The organism is Coleofasciculus sp. B1-GNL1-01 (genome assembly GCF_040220235.1).
Taxonomy (GTDB): domain Bacteria; phylum Cyanobacteriota; class Cyanobacteriia; order Cyanobacteriales; family Coleofasciculaceae; genus Coleofasciculus.
Genome location: NZ_JAVJTO010000088.1, coordinates 19,543 through 36,325 on the forward strand (window position 1 = coordinate 19,543; position 16,783 = coordinate 36,325).

The 16,783-nt window shown below is 45.6% G+C and carries 10 protein-coding genes; 4 read left to right on the plus strand and 6 right to left on the minus strand.

The genetic code is table 11. The annotated features are described in order from the left end of the window. Nucleotides 1–62: 62 nt before the first annotated feature. Nucleotides 63–1,448, minus strand: coding sequence for an HlyD family secretion protein (locus RID53_RS21525; RefSeq protein ID WP_446390037.1), 1,386 nt, complete (start codon nt 1,446–1,448; stop codon nt 63–65). Between the two features lie 83 nt (nt 1,449–1,531). Between RID53_RS21525 and RID53_RS21530 the strand changes: the two genes are divergently transcribed. Beyond that, nucleotides 1,532–1,747 (plus strand): hypothetical protein, encoded by a 216-nt coding sequence (locus RID53_RS21530; protein WP_446390038.1) that lies wholly within the window; start codon nt 1,532–1,534, stop codon nt 1,745–1,747. 132 nt (nt 1,748–1,879) lie between these two features. On the opposite strand, the gene RID53_RS21535 is transcribed toward RID53_RS21530, so the two are convergent. The 5 genes from RID53_RS21535 to RID53_RS21555 form a co-directional block, all read right to left on the minus strand. Continuing rightward, nucleotides 1,880–3,319, minus strand: a complete 1,440-nt coding sequence (locus RID53_RS21535; RefSeq protein WP_446390039.1) for a M50 family metallopeptidase — start codon at nt 3,317–3,319, stop codon at nt 1,880–1,882. Nucleotides 3,320–4,126: 807 nt separating this feature from the next. Next, entirely contained in the window at nt 4,127–5,335 is a 1,209-nt protein-coding gene (locus RID53_RS21540) for a glycosyltransferase (RefSeq protein WP_446390040.1), read from the minus strand. Nucleotides 5,336–6,083: 748 nt separating this feature from the next. After that, nucleotides 6,084–9,578, minus strand: coding sequence for a S8 family serine peptidase (locus tag RID53_RS21545; RefSeq protein WP_446390041.1), 3,495 nt, complete (start codon nt 9,576–9,578; stop codon nt 6,084–6,086). Between the two features lie 610 nt (nt 9,579–10,188). Further along, on the minus strand, nt 10,189–10,386 hold the full coding sequence (locus RID53_RS21550) for a hypothetical protein (protein ID WP_446390127.1): 198 nt from the start codon (nt 10,384–10,386) through the stop codon (nt 10,189–10,191). Nucleotides 10,387–10,462: 76 nt separating this feature from the next. Then, nucleotides 10,463–11,395, minus strand: coding sequence for a PEP-CTERM sorting domain-containing protein (locus tag RID53_RS21555; protein ID WP_446390042.1), 933 nt, complete (start codon nt 11,393–11,395; stop codon nt 10,463–10,465). A gap of 495 nt (nt 11,396–11,890) precedes the next feature. Between RID53_RS21555 and RID53_RS21560 the strand changes: the two genes are divergently transcribed. From RID53_RS21560 to RID53_RS21570, 3 genes are all read left to right on the plus strand, one after another. Further along, nucleotides 11,891–13,228, plus strand: coding sequence for an AAA-like domain-containing protein (locus RID53_RS21560; RefSeq protein ID WP_446390043.1), 1,338 nt, complete (start codon nt 11,891–11,893; stop codon nt 13,226–13,228). Nucleotides 13,229–13,494: 266 nt separating this feature from the next. After that, on the plus strand, nt 13,495–15,984 hold the full coding sequence (locus tag RID53_RS21565) for a CHASE2 domain-containing protein (protein ID WP_446390044.1): 2,490 nt from the start codon (nt 13,495–13,497) through the stop codon (nt 15,982–15,984). Between the two features lie 16 nt (nt 15,985–16,000). After that, nucleotides 16,001–16,741, plus strand: a complete 741-nt coding sequence (locus RID53_RS21570) for a DUF928 domain-containing protein (RefSeq protein WP_446390045.1) — start codon at nt 16,001–16,003, stop codon at nt 16,739–16,741. Nucleotides 16,742–16,783: the final 42 nt, after the last annotated feature.

Consider the following 16,783-nt stretch of genomic DNA (forward strand, 5'->3'; position numbering starts at 1 on the left):
ATCAATTGATTGAATGTCCAGGAGACGGTTCAAACCCCAGAGATGGTTATGATCAAACAATTTTAGATAAAAATCGGACGCACAACTTTGAGAACTTCATGTTTGAGTTTAGCAAATAGGGTCATCGATCGCGTTTCGATAGAGACATAGCCTGTCATTCCCGGTTTCATCGGATTCGTATGATCATTGGCAATCGAAAGTCGTACTGTCCAGATGGGTTTGATTTGGTTTTCATCGGATTGCAGGGCTGAGGAAATATTTTCTACCGCCGTGGTATAGGGTTGTAGTTCTCCTTGTTTGTAGAACTTGACTTGATCGCCTTGGAGGATAAATTTTTCATCTTCTTGGCGAATCTTGGCAATGACGGTTAAGTCAGATAAATCAACAATTTCCATGATTTTTTCACCCGCAGGATGCCAGGTATTTTCCAGTAAGTCTAAGTCTTCGGTGGTAATGGTTCCCGTTGTATCGGCGACTAAAATTAGCTGATCTCGTCGGGAGAGTTGGCGCTGAACTTCTGCGGTTAATTCCTGGATTTGTCGTTGACGATCCTTAACCACAAGTTGGGCGGCGTTCAGGTTTTCCTGGACGGATATTCTGGCGGCGGTGGCGGCGTTTAATTCCGCTTGGGCGCGGGTTAATTTATCGTTAAGTTCCTTGACAATGGATTGAATTTGGGCTTGTTTTCTGCTAATTAAACTGGTAAGTTCAGCCAGTTCCCCTTGGCGGCTATAGGTATCATCTAGAAGTTCATCAACCCGAATCGCTGGAATTACAGAACTTCCCGCTTCTTGGTTCACGGCTTTGATGGTTTTCAGACGCTGCTGGCGAAGGGTGAGACTGGCAGAAAGTTGTTCTTTTTTCTGGTAAAGTCCTTGAATATCCCGTTCTAATGCTTGAATTTGGGGGGGAGAATTGCCTTGGCGGATGCTAGCCAGTTCGTGTTGGATTCTATTCACCGCTTGACGGGCATTATTTTCTAAGACTAGCATTTCCGCCTGGTTTGCCCGTAAATCTTCGACTAATCGCAAGGCGTCTTGTAGGGCGGATTGGGCTTTTCCCAGTTCAGTTTGGGCATTAGCGATCGCGCTTTCGATTTCCTGGCTTTCTAGTTGTACGAGTTTATCACCTTTGCGGACAGGTTGATTGGGTTTGACATAGATTTGTTTAATCACACCCGCTACTTTTAAGGTAACATCTTGGCGGGCGTTGGAGGTAGAGGTGATATCGGCTTCTCCGCGTACTGAGTGGGGGAATTCGGGGATAAAGGTAACGTATCCGACACCTGCCATAATTGCGGTAATTAGGAGCCATTTTTTTAGGTTAACAGAAGGGCGTTTTTCTGGTTTGGGCAAAGCGGGTGAATCTGAGGCGGGTTGTACCGGGGATTTAGGTTGTGGGGGTACAACTTTGAGTTGATTTTGGCGGGAATTAATGGAAGGGTTCATGATGAAATAATCCTCAATTTAATTGTTCTGTCGGGGCGGGTGTCATTATTATCATTTCTCACCTTACCCAGAGGTAAGCTGTCATGCATTTAAATTGGGTATTAGTAGCGAGCAAGATGCTCAATGTAGCGAGCAAGATGCTTGATTTAGCGAGCAAGATGTTTGATTTAGCGAGCAAGATGCTTGATTTAGCGAGCAAGATGCTTGATTTAGCGAGCAAGATGTTTGATTTAGCGAGCAAGATGTTTGATTTAGCGAGCAAGATGCTCGCACTACGGCAAGGATTGCGCCATTATTGATATTAAGGTTTAAATGCCAAATAGCTTAACAATAATTTTGTTTTCCTGTAGGGGCGGGTTTCACGATTATCCTTTCGTCTCTCACCCTGATGGAACTAAACCCGCCCCGACTCAACGCCGCATAAATACCAATCATTGATCGCGGGGGAAATAGAAATAAATCGCCCAGAGAACCAACAAACTCATCGCCAGAGTCGGAATATTGGCAAAACTCCAGCCGATGACTCGATAGAGAATAAATCCGAAAACGAATTGCAAATAGAGAAAACTAAATGGGGCATAAGCTGCCAGAATCCAGGCGTCGCGGGGACGTTCTTGAATCGGTTTTCGTCGCAGTAGATTGCCGTAAAATTTAAATGAACGACTGCGTAAATTGTTAATTCCAGTTAAGGCAACGGCGAGATAATAGCCGTCAAATTTAGCCAAAGGATTGAGGTTAAGGGCAACGGTAAATAATGCCGCCCCCATTAATAGATAACTGGTGGTAAATAGCCAACTTTCGGATACAGAACCATTCCATAACCAAAGCGCGATCGCGGCAATAATCAGTTGACAGAGAACCCCAGCGGCGACAACCAGAACTCGTTGATAGTGTTTGACTAGACAATAGGCATCACTGGTATTTGTATACGCCGCAGGCATGAGAAACATGAAAAATACTCCCATTTCTGAGACTTGCAGGTTCAGGTGAGGGACTTGATTGGCATAATGTTTTAGGGTGAAAGCATGACCGAGTTCATGGAGGGAAACAACCAGTAAGGCGAGGAGGATAAAAGGGAGAAATAAGTTGCTACCTTGTGTGGTGATTAGTTTTTGTCCAATGGCTAAAATTTCCTGGCGTTGGTGCAGTCCAATGATTAGGGAAACGATTAAAAATAGACCTAATGTGAGAGCAAACTGCTTTGTCCAAATCCAGGACAGGTTCTCAACATGACGGCTTAACCAAGGATCAGGATTAAACAGGGGAATGCGGAAATATAAGAGTTGTAAGGGCGTGAATTTACCTCGGCGGGGTTTCGGGGATTTGGTTCCTTCTAGCATGGCGGTGGCGGCGAGTTGTTGGAGGAGGATTCGCAGTTGATTAGGGGGAATGTTATAGGTTTGGCAGATAGCATTGGGGGAGAGATGTTCGAGTTCATTAATGACGGTTTTGGTTTGATTGTTGAGTTGGAGAAAGGTTCTATCTTCGGGGTTACGAAGTATCCAATAGTTGTCGGTGTGTTGAATCCATTGCAGGCTGGATTTGAGATGGGGGGAATTGGGATTTGGGTGGGAGGATGGGGTAGGATTGGGCTGATTTAGGTGGGAGGGGTCTAGGGTGAGGATGTTGAGGGTGATTAATTTTTGCAGGAGTTGTGTGACGAAATTGGGGGGGAGGGTTTCGCCGAGTTTCTGTTGGATTTGATTGACGGTATAGTGTCCAGTGAAATAGCGCAAGGCTTGGGCTTCAGTGGGGGAGAATTGATGGTGATGGTGGTTATTTGGGGTGTGGAGGATGAATTGGCTGGAGTCTCGTTGTTGGCTGAGTTTCCAGTAGGGTGTTATATCGGGACAAATCCAGTTGTTATCCATAGTTTGTTGGTTTCGGATAAACGTTACGATTGTTGGCGGATTTTTTTATGTACGAAGCATTCTTGACAAAATGTTACTACGGATGTAAAAGATTTATTCAATAATGCTTCGCCCAGATATCAACCTCAAAGTGACAAAATAGAGGTAAGGATTAGGGGGGTTGGTGATATCACTCGGATGGGAAAACCTAACCCCCCCAGCCCCCCTTCCCTGCAAGGGAAGGGGGGAGTATTACTTGATAATTGGGGAGTATTACTTGATGATCGGGGAGTATTACTTGATGATCGGGAACTCTTACTCCCCTCTCCTTGCAGGAGAGGGGTTGGGGGAGAGGTTTCCCTTCTAGTATTGCGAGTGTTGGAGGGTAGATACATTGTCTTGATCATAGCTACAACTGATTATGTAAAATTTCTGTAGGGGCGGGTTTAGTCTTTAATTTTGATGTTATTGATAACGTTTCAACAAAACCCGCCCTGGTTCAAAATGGAGGTGTGTTTTAGGCGATCGCTCTTTTGATCAGGAATTAGTGCAAACCGGGAGGGGGAGGGCGATCACCGGGTGGAGATAGAGGAGGTGCGATCACATTTGAGGAAAAGACCGAAACCGGGTTGATTCTCTCCGTGTAAATTTGGTGCGTTACGTCGGGCTTTTTAATTGACTGATTAAGTCCGAAATTTATTCCCGACTAACGCACCCTACCGCTAAGGGAACAGGGAACAGTAAGGGTTTGAGGGCGATTTACTTGCACTTAATAAGCGTGCCGTTTTCTTTTGTCCGACCACTTATGTTCACTCAATTTGCCAGGGTTTAATGGTTTTCTGTAACAACAGTTTTAATCGGGACAGCAGGAGATTGAAATTGATGACGCCGAAGCGTTTGGGTTAAGGTTGTTAGGGTTTGGCTAAACTGAGCGAATTCAAATCGTTGAATGGTTTCCTGTCGCAATAGTTCGGGTTGAAATAGTAGGGGATTGGGGTAAGTCCCTTGTAAAATTTGTCGGAGATTTCGGGCAATTGCTGATTCATTTAAAGGGTCAACTAAACAGCCTAATTTGCCATGAACTAGGGGATCAACGGCTCCATCTTTGTTTCCGGCTAAGACGGGTTTTCCACAGGCGAGGGCTTCTAAATAAACAATGCCAAATCCTTCTCCTTGGCTGGGCATGGCAAAGATATCACAGAGGTTGTAATGGTCGCACAGTTCGGCGTCGGGGACGAATCCGGCTAAGGTGACAGACTGTTGTAAGTTAAGCTGGGCGATGAGGGCTTCAATTCGGGGACGATCATCTCCTTTGCCTGCCAGAATATAGTGGATGTTGGGGATGTGGCGGCGGATTTCGACTAAGGCGCGGAGAATTTGGTCGTAGCCTTTGTAGGATGCAGAACGCCCTAGGCGGGTGACGGTGAGGATGACGGGTTGGTCTTTTGTGAGTCTGTAGCGTTGGAGTAGGTAATCGGGTTTGGGGGTGGGTTGGAACTGAGTCGCTGCAAAGGTGTTGGGTAGAACGGAGATTTGGGCGGGGTTGAGTCGTTGTTCTTGGAGCAGGCGATCGCGGGTATAATGACTGACGGCAATTATTTTGTCAGCATGGCGTAATGCTTTCTGGCGCAGGGGATGAGAGAGGTTCCATCCTTCTAAACCGTGGACGATAACCCAGTAAGGGGTTCCGGTTAAACATTTGAGCCAGTAGCAGGGGATGCTGTAGTTGAGGTGGGTGGTGATAAGGGCGGTGGGTTGTTGCCAGATACCGAAGCTGATGGTTTTGAGAGTGAGCAGAAGGGTTTGTAAGAATCGAGACCAATTGCCGAGGCAGTGAAAGCGGGTTTGGCTTAAGAATGGGGGGTTGTCGGGAGTTTCGCGATCGTATTTGAGAAAGATATCATAGTTAGCTTTGGGATACAACTGCTGTAAGGCTTGTAGGAGGAAGATTGAGTAAACTTGTACTCCACCTTTGAAGCCGAAGATGTTAGGAAATAGTAAAAAAAAGTGGTGGTTTTGGGGTCGGGTTTTTAACATTTTTAGGGGTATGGGGTTGTATTCTGATAGGTTGTGATGTTGGACGTTAATCGGGGGAGTTGGGCGATCTGCTGTAGGCTCTACTCGCTTCGCTATCGCAGGGTGGGGATAGAGAAGGTGCGATCGCGTGGGAGTCCAGGTATTTGTAGGGGCGGGTTTAGCCGTTTAATTTTGATGTTTGTGATCACGTTTTAACAAAACCCGCCCTGACTCAAAATGGAGGTGTGTGTTTTAGGCGATCGCTCTTTTGATCAGGAATTAGTGCAAACTGGGAGGGGGAGGACGATCGCATTCTGGGAATAGAGGGGATGCGATCGCGTGGGAGTCCAGGTATTTGTTGGGGCAGGTTTAGCCGCTTAATTTTGATTTGTGTGATAACGTTTCAACAAAACCCGCCCTGGCTCAAAATGGAGGTGTGTTTTAGGCGATCGCTCTTTTGATCAGGGATTAGTGCAAACCGGGAGGGGGAGGGCGATCGCATTCTGGGAATAGAGGGGATGCGATCGCGTGGGAGTCCAGGTATTTGTAGGGGCGGGTTTAGGCGTTTAATTTTGATGTTTGTGATCACGTTTCAACAAAACCCGCCCTGGCTCAAAATGGAGGTGTGTTTTAGGCGATCGCTCTTTTGATCAGGGATTGGCGCTAACCGGGAGGGAGAGGGCGATCGCACGCTGGGGATAGAGGAGGTGCGATCGCCTTTTTTTCGCCAGTTAGTACATCAGAAAAACCTTAGTAGTAGTTAAACCCACTAAAAATCAATATAGTTCCTGGGGTTTTGTGCTGAGTTATTGACACGGATTTCAAAATGGAGGTGATGCCCAGTGGAGTTACCTGTATTACCTATATTACCAATGTGAGTTCCTGCATTTACTGTCTGTCCAGGACTAACATTGATACTGGACAAGTGTGCATAGCGCGTCTCTAGACCATTACTGTGATCGATTTTGATGTAGTTACCATAACCATCATTCCAACCATAACTTGCTATGACAACTGTACCGCCTTTAGCTGCTTTAACAGGTGGAGTAGTTCCATAAGTACCTAAATCAATCCCATTGTGCCAATTATCTCCACCCCATGCAGATTCATCGCGCCAACCAAATTCACTTGTTACCGGATAACCGGGAAGAGGATGTTGCCAAGATGTAGGTTGTGGTTCGGGATCAGGAGGAGGTGTAACAGGTGTTCCTGGACCCGTTGTATAACCGACAGGTAAATAAACTGACATCCCAACTTGCAGTCGCCGCGCTTCCGCCTCAGTAAACGTACTACCATCGGCTTTGGTAATTTCCCGCCAGCGACTACCATCGTTTAAGTATCGCTGGGCAATCCCCCAAAGGGTATCTCCAGACTTAATAATATACTGTTGCTGTTCACCGGGACGGGCGGGAGGTTCATTGAGCGAATTGTCGGGGCTACCATTAACAATCGCCGCTGAAATCCACTCATTGCTTCCCTGTATTTTGTACCATTTGTCTGTTGCTGTTCCTAAGCTAGGGAAGGAAATAAACTCACCCGTCGCGACTTGATCAAAGGTAACTACTTCACCATAGTTTCGGGTTCCCACAAGAGAATTCCCTGTACTCGGTCCAGAGCGAACATTTGCGCCAATGGTGGCAATGATTCGACCTGTAAAGGAAATGGGAGTATTATTATCTCCAGGGTTCTCGCTAGGTGGTGGAGCAGGTGCAGGAACTTCTTGGGGAATCTCAATGGTACTACCCGGATAGATAAGATTGGGGTTAGCAATCCCATTATGTTGAGCAATAAAATTGTAGTAAGTGGCAGAACCATTCCCCATTGTCCGGAGAGCAATTTCCGAGAGCGTATCACCGGATTGAATGGTATAAGGAACCCAGTCATAGTATTTACCCATAAAGGGAGTCGATACTGCCCGTTCCCCTGGTGTAACTTTTCCTTCCCCACTCCAACTTTCAGGAATGAGACTGGAGGGAGCATAATGCGTTTCTGGCTGCGTTGCCTTCGCCAGATTTACAGCCGCCGCCATGTTCAGCAACCCTGTACCCGTTTCTGAGTTCCAGTTGGGTGTGCCTAAATCCGTTGCTGTATCCTTGAGAATATCAATCACTTGACGATAACTCAGTTCAGGATTCGCCGCCCAAATTTGCGATGCGGCTCCCGTCACATTGGCAGTCGCTACCGAGGTTCCCGCCATTGTTCCTACACCTTCATCCGTCAATGATAGGGTGGGATTGTCAATTGTCCCCCCGTTAGACATAATGTCTAAACCGTTACCGTAGCTCGAAAAGTCACTCCGCTCAAATCCTTTCCAAACTGATGTATTCGGGTCAAACTGTTCGGCTGCACCAACCGTAATAATATTGTCAAACTCTTGAGAGGCTTGTCCCAACGCGGACATCACCCCGCCATCATTTCCCGCCGCCACCACCAGCATGACATTATTTTGACGCGCATACTCAATCGCGGATCGTTCTTGAGGTGTAAACTCATAACGAGTGGTAACGTTTCCATCCGCATCAATTTGGGTTAAATCCATACTCAGATTAACCACAGCATTGGGTTGACCCGATTCTTGAGCCGCATCAACAAATTCAACTAATGATTCTGCCCATTGACCGGAACCCACAGCACGCCCAACCCAAATTGGCGCATCATCATTAATCCCTTCAACGCCAATATCGTTATCTTGAGTCGCCCCAATTATTCCTAACACATGAGTGCCATGTTCATTCCCCTCACCAGCTTCCATCAGAGGGTTATTATCGCCATCAATCCGGTCTTGCCCTAAACTGATTCGGCTATAGTCAATATCAGGATTATTGTCACTGAAACCTGTATCAATAATGCCGACTAACGGCTGATTTTCCTGGGGAAACTCATTCCGGACAGGTTCAGCCAGTTCAGGATCTGTTGTGGGTTCGGCGATAATTTCACTGGTGTTAACAGGTTCATCGATAACAACATCCGTTGATTCTTCAGTCGTGGGTTCGGTGACAATTTCACTATTGTTAACAGATTCATCGATAACAACATCCGTTGATTCTTCAGTTGTCGGTTCGGTAACAATTTCACTCTCATCGACTGGGATGTCATCGGTTGGCGATTCCCCGACTAATTCATCCGTTAATAGTCCGCCATCATCAGGCGTATCCGGCGTAATATAAGGTTCGGCATAATCAATCAACGCTTGACCCAAATCCGTCTCCCGCCAATCCTTTCCAGACTCAATCACCTCATCCATTAAAGCCGCTTCACCCGTCGCCCCGCGCACCTGGAAAATAACATCGTTATAATCCCCATCCGACTTCGTATCCACCCGCAAATCTTCCATCACAAACGTGCTACCATCCCCCGTGACATCGGCAATTTGCCCGACATGAAACCCATCATCTGGATTCGCTGTCGCCATGGAAAATAGGGGACGCGCCGCCCCTCCCACATCGGGATTATCAAACACCCGTTGTACTGTATTATTGGGAACCAGCATGAAACCAAATTCATCCCCTGGACGCATTTGGACTGTCTGAACTCCCAAATACTCCCCAGAATTTCGGTCACCTTCTCCTAACTCTCCAACGAACCGCGCCCCCTCAGTTTGGTCAGATATCACCACATGACCTAATTCTGAATCACTCAATGCACGAGAGGCGGCTTCCTGGATAAATTCTTCTGAACCGGGTTCAAATTCATCCATGCCATCTAAGCTAAAGATAGCCAGTTCGCCTTGATAACCCCCGCCATCAAAGAGGAAATCAATGCTTACTTCCCCAGTTTCACCGACGGTGAATGTGCCAGACTCAAAGGTAGGATTGATAAAGGGAATGTCTTCGAGTTGATCGGTTAACAGTGGTGTCTCTGGCGTCGTTTCGGCACTACTATCAGCCGTATCTTCCAGGGTTAAATCGACATCCCCATCCATATTGCTAGAGGTTTGACTTTCCCCGTCTGAGATATCCCAATCCTCACCCAATTCTGGGAGTTCAGGGGTATCAATATCCATTGTTGCTAAGTCGGGTGTCTCATCGATGCCATCCACTAAACCACTAGGAGTGTACATGGGTTCGAGGATAAAGGCTTGTAGCAATATTGGAGACTTGTCATCCAGGGATTGGTGATCAGGGGGTGATTTTGACCCGAATAAACCATTCCAAAAACTCGTCAGCCATCGAAAAACACCATTGTGCGATCGCGCCTTGGTGCTGGATGCTGGAGATGGTTGAGTGGCTGTTGGTTTGCTTGTCGATACCTCTAAACGGTTCATAGAATTCGTTTCCTTAAAATCATGATCGAGAACTATGTCCATTAAAAAGGGGTTTCTGGGTGCAGAACCCCCCGTTAGGTATCAACTTCAATCGGGTTATTGCTATCAAAAGCTATCAGAAGGTATCAGGAGGTATCACAACCCAACTTTGGGGAGGTTCATTTGCTCATCGGTTGAGTAAGCGGTTATGCATTTAAATTGGGTATTAGTAGCGAGCAAGATGCAAAGCCTGCGGCATGGCTTCGCTAAACGCACTACAAGGATTTCGTCATTGTTGACATTAAGTTTTGAATGCCGAACAGCTTAGAGGGTAAGCTATAACAACCACCAAGTCAGTAGGATGGGCATTGCCCACCAGCATACCAGTCAGTTAAATTCAATTTAGTAAGTCCTGTAAGGACAAAAAAAACAGACGCCGCTTTCTCCTGCTGTTGCCTATTGAGTTTCACATCTCAAATGAAAACACTATATAAGGACACGACAGTGTCGTGTCCCTACAAATAGGCAGAAACTTTTGGGTCAAAAATCTATGGTATTGATGAATCTATTCAACCTGTTTTAAGAGTAGGGGCGCACCGACGTGCGCCCTATTCCCAACCTGCGCCCTATCTTATGTTTCTGCGCTCAATTCTCGCGACTTTTGCCTCACCATCCCCGCAATTACCGCTTGTTGCAATTTCATAAAGGCGTTGATGTCTTCTAAGCCATATTTTGTGGTTTGGAGTAATTGTCGGAGTTGGTTTTCTGCTTCAACGCTAAGATAACCATTGGTGAGCGCTTGTTGTACAATTTGCCGAATTAAAATTATGGTCTTTATCCCTCCTTGGAAACTGTCATGAATGACGGTTAGTAGAGACGTTGCCTGCAACGTCTCTACAATTTGTTTACATCCGACGACGTTTGCGAAGTTGACTAACAAAAATTAAGCCTACGGTGCCTAAACCAAAAACTGTACCTGGTTCAGGTACAGATTCACAGTAATCCCGTTCGCAAATACCGGATTTGTCAAATTTAAAGGCAATATTGTGATTGCCATCAAACTGATTTAAGTCGTAACCTGCCGTTATTAAATCAGAATCACTCAGATATATAATATCGGCAATAAACTCTCCCGATGCAATAGAGTTGAGACTTTGACCTTGATCAAAATAGGTTGTTGTGGCGGGTAAATCCCCGAAACTGGGTTCACATAAACCGGGAATACAGTCTCGGGTAACCACAGCATTATTATAGGCTTCTATGCTGCTAAAACCATTGTTTTCTCCTGTAACACTTTTGGCGGTAACATTGGCGTATAGACCCACTTCGGGTGCGCCGGAATCACTGTTGGGAGAGAAACGAACGGCAAATAAATCACCCGCGTCACTGGCGGTGGTAAAGTCTTGATCAGTCAAGTTGATGAATAAATCACCCCAACCCGTATTCCCGTCATCCGCGTCAGTTCCCTCTACACCGGTTAAGGGCATATTGCCATTGAGGACAACCAAAATGCTATCAACGGTTTCTTTGACAGACATCCCGTAGAGTTCATAGCGATTATCTTTGCCGCCAACGATATCGCCATCAACGCCATCATTGGGGGAATCTTGACTATGATCCCAGGGGGCGTCATCACTAGGTTTGGGTCTGGGTTTTTTCCCCGGATCAAGTGCGCCGCCATCGTTGAGACATTCTTCAAAGATACTGAGAATGGAGCCTTCATTTAAGGCTCGTAATGTGGCGGCTTGGGCGGCTTCTCCTGTGGGCAAAATTAAGCCCATTGCAGCGATTAAACTAATCAGTTTTGCGCTAATTAATAGTGTATTACGATTAGACATGGGTTTCTCCTTAAACTGTTATGGAGTCAGGGCTTTAGCCCTAAATTCTGTTGGGTTTCATGACGGGGCTGGAGCGAACCTGGTGCGTTACGCTTCGCTAACGCACCCTACGACTAGAATACTGCATAGTGTACAGGGGTTAGCGTTTTATTTGTAAACCGATACAAACTCAGGTTCGTATTTGTCATCTGTCATTTTTCCTTTGTCCTTGGAAAATGGGAAATCCGGCGAAATTAGGCTTGCCTCGCTCCAATTCGTGGATTTTCTGACTATCCTTATTAAAGAGTAAACTTACTGCCCTTAACCCCCCGCAACCTATCAATTTGCCCGCTAACCTAGCGGTGGGGAATTTACAGAAAGTATCAAAAGGTATCAAAAGGTATCAAAAGGTATCATCATCTTAAGTCAGGGTGGGTGGTGTGGATAAGGTATCGGTGGTATCCTCTGGTTATAGGCTAAACTCGCCCCTACAGGTGATTACAGGAAAATAGCTATATGTTGTGGGATGCATTTCTAGAACGAGTCGCGGATACTCATGATTTGTTTGCAGAAGATGAGCGACAAGCGTTCTTGGTTCGGTTTGATGAGCGAAATTTACCCCGTTCGGATATCCAGGTGGCACAGGATTTGAATATTAGTGAAGTGACGCTGCAACGGCGACTGGGGAAGGGGGTGTATACTCATTTGCTGAGGAGTTGTCCTCAGCTTAATACGGATAAAAAGGGAAAATTTAAGATAGTCCGAGATTGGTTAAAAAAAGGGTATGTTCTCTGTCAAGGGAATGGCACCACGGGGATGAATAAAACGGCGGTAAGTTCACCCTCTCCAATCGCCAATTATCCTTATGTAGAACGCCCCCCAATTGAATTGTGTTGCTATCAAAGTCTTTTTGCACCGGGCGCGTTACTTCGGATTAAGGCATCTCGGCAAATGGGAAAGACAGAGTTAATGGCAAGAGTTTTGAATTTGGCGAAACAACAAGGTTATCACCCAGTCTATTTAAATTTATGTCAACCGGAAGAATCGGTAGTCAAAAATCTGGATCAATTTTTGCGTTGGTTGTGTATGAGTGTCAGTCGTCAACTGCAAAAACCGCTGCAAATTCAGGAATATTGGGATGTGGATCTCAGTAGTAATGATAACTGCTCGGCTTATTTTCAGGACTATTTATTAGAGCAAATTGATAGTCCCTTAGTTTTAGGCTTGGATACGGTTGATCGCCTCTTTCCTCATTTAGCGATCGCTCAAGACTTTTTTGGTATGCTACGGGCATGGCATGAGGATAGTAAAATTCTGGATAATTGGCAGAAACTGCGGTTAATTGTCTCTCATTCGACGGAAGCTTATATTCCCCTAGATATCAATCACTCGCCGTTTAATGTGGGATTAACTGTTTCTTTGCCAGAATTTACCGCCGAACAAGTCACTGAGTTAGCCCAAAAGCATGGACAGGTATTCAATCAGGCTGATGTCAGTTTATTAATGAATCGGGTAGGCGGACATCCCGGCTTAATTAAAAAAGCGTTATTTGAACTCAAAACCTTACAGAATACGACTCTAACACAGCTATTAAATGAAGCGGCGACAGATTCTGGTATTTATGGAAATTATTTACGCAAGATTTGGCTAGAATTGCAGGAAAATCCAGCATTAATTCCGGCGCTAAAAAAAGTAGTGGCTGCCAGCAATAGCGTAGAATTAGCGTCAAAACTTGCCTACCAGCTTGAAAGTCTGGGATTGGTAGATTTAAACGGAAATAGAGTAACAATCAGATGTGAGCTTTATCGTGACTATTTTGGCTCTCGCTTGGCGAATTTTGGGGAGGGTTTGTAAGCTGTCATGCATTTAAATTGGGTATTAGTAGCGAGCAAGATGCAAAGCCTGCGGCATGGCTTCGCTAAACCCACTACAAGGATTGCGCCATTATTGATATTAAGGTTTAAGCAACAGAGAATAATAACAAATGACCAATGACACTTAAAATCCTAATCATCCTATCTTGATGAGAGAACTTTCCTTGTCTGTGTAATCAGTGTCAATAAGCTCTCACCTCCTACCCCTATCTCCCCAATAAATCCGTGAAATCAGTGTTTTGACAAATGACCAATGACTATCATGTAGGCGGAAGCTTACCACCAAATGCAACAAGCTATGTCATGCGTTCAGCAGATAAAGAACTCTATGAGGGATTAAAAGCCGGAGAATTTTGCTACGTGCTAAATTCCCGACAAATGGGCAAATCCAGCTTACGAGTAAACACCCAAAAACGCCTGGAAGCCGCAGGAATTGCCTGTGCGGTAGTTGATTTAACTCGAATTGGAAGTCAGGCGAATGAACAACAATGGTACAAGGGAATTGCTTATCGTTTAGTCAGTGAATTACGACTGGCGAATCGCGTCAAATGGAAACTGTGGTGGGATGAACATGACTCCTTATCACCTGTACAGCGGTTGGGAGAATTTATTGAAGCGGTTGTCCTAGACATTATCCCTCAAAATTTAGTCATTTTTATCGATGAAATCGACAGTACCCTAAATTTATCCTTCCCCACCGATGATTTCTTTGCCTTAATTCGATCCTACTATAATGGACGAGATACGAAGCAACGCTATCAGCGTTTAACCTTTGCCTTGTTAGGAGTAGCCAGCCCATCGGATTTAATCCAAGATAAAACGAAAACACCGTTTAATATTGGCAAAGCGATAGAATTACGGGGGTTTAAACTCAATGAAGCGCTGATTTTAACCAAAGGATTTGCAGGAAGGGTTAAGCATCCACGAAAAGTGCTGGAAGCGATATTATATTGGACAGGGGGTCAACCCTTTCTTACCCAAAAATTGTGTCATTTGGTACAACTGTCCTGTGACTCTCAGTTAGACAAAATTATCGACAAGGGAAGGTTGAGTCAAGTTATCGATTGCTGCGATAATTTTAGCCGTAAACCTCTAAGGATAAATCCGGCGAATTTCCCTAGATTAGGGGGTTTATCAAGAAGGCTTATGAGTAAAATTCGCCCCGACAACAATGAACGGGAATTCGTGAAACAAATCGTGCGATCGCAGATTCTGCTAAACTGGGAATTCACCGATCATCCCGAACATCTGAGAACGATACGCGATCGCATCCTCCTTAGTCACCATGGTTCAATCCCCTTACTTCGCCTCTATCAGCAAATCCTACACCGAGGAGAAATTCCCACCGATGAGAGTCACACCCAACAGGAATTGCTACTCTCTGGATTAGTAGTTCAGCGTCAGGGTAAACTCAGGGTTCATAACCCCATCTACAAATCCATCTTTAATCGCCAATGGGTCAAATCCCAACTTCCAGCACAAAATGAGCATTCTGTCAAGACCCCAGCTTGGACAATTCCGATCCTGAGTGGAGTTGTCAGCGTGGTGGTGATTGGCGTGCGATCGCTTGGCTTATTGCAAGGGTTAGAATTACAAGCCTTGGATGGATTAATCCGATTGCGCCCAACCGAAGCCTTAGACTCGCGCCTCTTGCTGGTGAAAATAACCGAAGCCGATATCAACCAATACCGCTATCCGTTATCCGATGACATTCTAGTCCAATTATTGCAGAAACTGGAATCAATGCAACCGCGAGTAATCGGCTTAGACATCTATCGAGATAACCCCATTCATTATCGCGATCGTACAGTAGAATCGTCCTTCGATTTACCCACCTATCTACGCCAAACCAATCAGGTGATTCATATCTGTAAAGTTAGCAGTGAAAGCGATCAAGGAACCGCCTCCTTCCCCAATCTTCCCTGGCAAAATCTCGGCTTTAGTAACGTATTAGTGGACAGCAACAACACCGAAACGGGTTCACTACGCCGCCAGTTATTATATCAAAAAGTCCCTTCAATTTCACCCTGTCCCACCCCCTACGCCCTCAACGTTCAACTCGCCTTTCGCTATTTAGCCGCCGAGAAAATTTTACCCAAATTTACCGCCAAAAACGGCAACTTACAGCTTAAGGATGTTATCTTTACCGATTTAAACCCCCGTGCTGGCGGATATCAACGCTATGATTCTAGAGGTCAACAAATCCTCCTCAACTACCGTGCGGTTCAACCCATCGCCCAATCCGTAACCTTAACCGAAGTTCTCCAAGGTAAAATTAATCCCCAATGGGTCAAGAATCGAGTAATATTAATAGGCGTTACCGCCACCAGCATCAAAGATAGCTTCTCTACCCCCTACGGTGAAATGCGCGGCTTAGAAATTCAGGCGCATGGGGTGAGTCAGATACTCAGCGCGGTACTCGATCAACGTCCCTTAATTCAACCGGGGAATTTCTGGAGTGAAGTATTGTGGATTGGCGGATGTTCTTTCATCGGCGGACTATTGATTCAGTTAATCCCCAAACGCCCCTACCAAATCCTCGCCTTATGTACAGCATTAGTTTTATTATCAGGACTCAGTTTAATTCTATTAATTCACGGTTATTGGATACCCCTAATCCCATCCGCGATCGCCTTAATGGTTTGTAGTAATGTTTGTAGTAATGTTTGTAGTAAGGGCTTTAGCCTTTTACCAGCCTCAAATCGTGACGACACAAGTATAACAAAAAACAAATAAAAAGGACAAACAACAAATGACAAACAAACTATTCAACCTTGCCATTATACCCCTTCTAATCATCGCCCAGAAATCCCCCCTCGACGCCCTCATCTTCAATCAACCACCACCCCCACCGGATAAAGACACACCGGGACAACAAGCGGATTCAGGAACCCGTGGACCCTGTGACGCACAGCCCTCCGCAACCGATAAGCAATTAGTCGCCTTTGTCCCCACCATAGAAAAAACCCGGAACAGCTTACCAGAAACTCATGTTTGGGGATTAACCCAGAGTCAACATCCAACATTTTGGTTTTATCTTCCCGCCACAGCAGCATCGGCTCAAGTCGCCCAATTTAGCCTCGAAAATGAAGCAGATTACCAATCCAACTTTCAATTCAATCTCCCCCAAACTCCCGGAATTATTAGCCTAGCCATCCCCACCAATGAACCCCCACTAGAACCCGGACAATGGTATTATTGGTCACTGAAACTCTATTGTCAGACTCAACCCTCAACACCTAACTTTTTTGTTGATGGCTGGATTCAACGGGTACAAAATGACACACCCTTTAACAGTGATACGCCCCAAGATAAAATAGTCATTTATGCTCAAAACGGTTTATGGTTTGACACCATCACCGAACTAGCCAACCTGCACCGCCAAACACCCCAAGAAACGGAGCCAGCCTGGGCAGATTTACTAGAATATATCGGTTGGGAATCCCTTGCTGAAAAGCCAATTCTACCCTGCTGCACCCTAGAAAAACAGTAGAAAAACTCCTCACATCTGACAACGACAAACCCTCTCTGCGTA

Excerpts from the sequence above, each read along its gene's own strand:
- RID53_RS21545 (WP_446390041.1), bottom strand. The coding sequence starts at position 9,578 with ATGAACCGTTTAGAGGTATCGACAAGCAAACCAACAGCCACTCAACCA.
- RID53_RS21540 (WP_446390040.1), bottom strand. The coding sequence starts at position 5,335 with ATGTTAAAAACCCGACCCCAAAACCACCACTTTTTTTTACTATTTCCT.
- RID53_RS21535 (WP_446390039.1), bottom strand. The coding sequence starts at position 3,319 with ATGGATAACAACTGGATTTGTCCCGATATAACACCCTACTGGAAACTC.
- RID53_RS21555 (WP_446390042.1), bottom strand. The coding sequence starts at position 11,395 with ATGTCTAATCGTAATACACTATTAATTAGCGCAAAACTGATTAGTTTA.
- RID53_RS21530 (WP_446390038.1), top strand. The coding sequence starts at position 1,532 with ATGCATTTAAATTGGGTATTAGTAGCGAGCAAGATGCTCAATGTAGCG.
- RID53_RS21525 (WP_446390037.1), bottom strand. The coding sequence starts at position 1,448 with ATGAACCCTTCCATTAATTCCCGCCAAAATCAACTCAAAGTTGTACCC.
- RID53_RS21570 (WP_446390045.1), top strand. The coding sequence starts at position 16,001 with ATGACAAACAAACTATTCAACCTTGCCATTATACCCCTTCTAATCATC.
- RID53_RS21560 (WP_446390043.1), top strand. The coding sequence starts at position 11,891 with ATGTTGTGGGATGCATTTCTAGAACGAGTCGCGGATACTCATGATTTG.
- RID53_RS21565 (WP_446390044.1), top strand. The coding sequence starts at position 13,495 with ATGACCAATGACTATCATGTAGGCGGAAGCTTACCACCAAATGCAACA.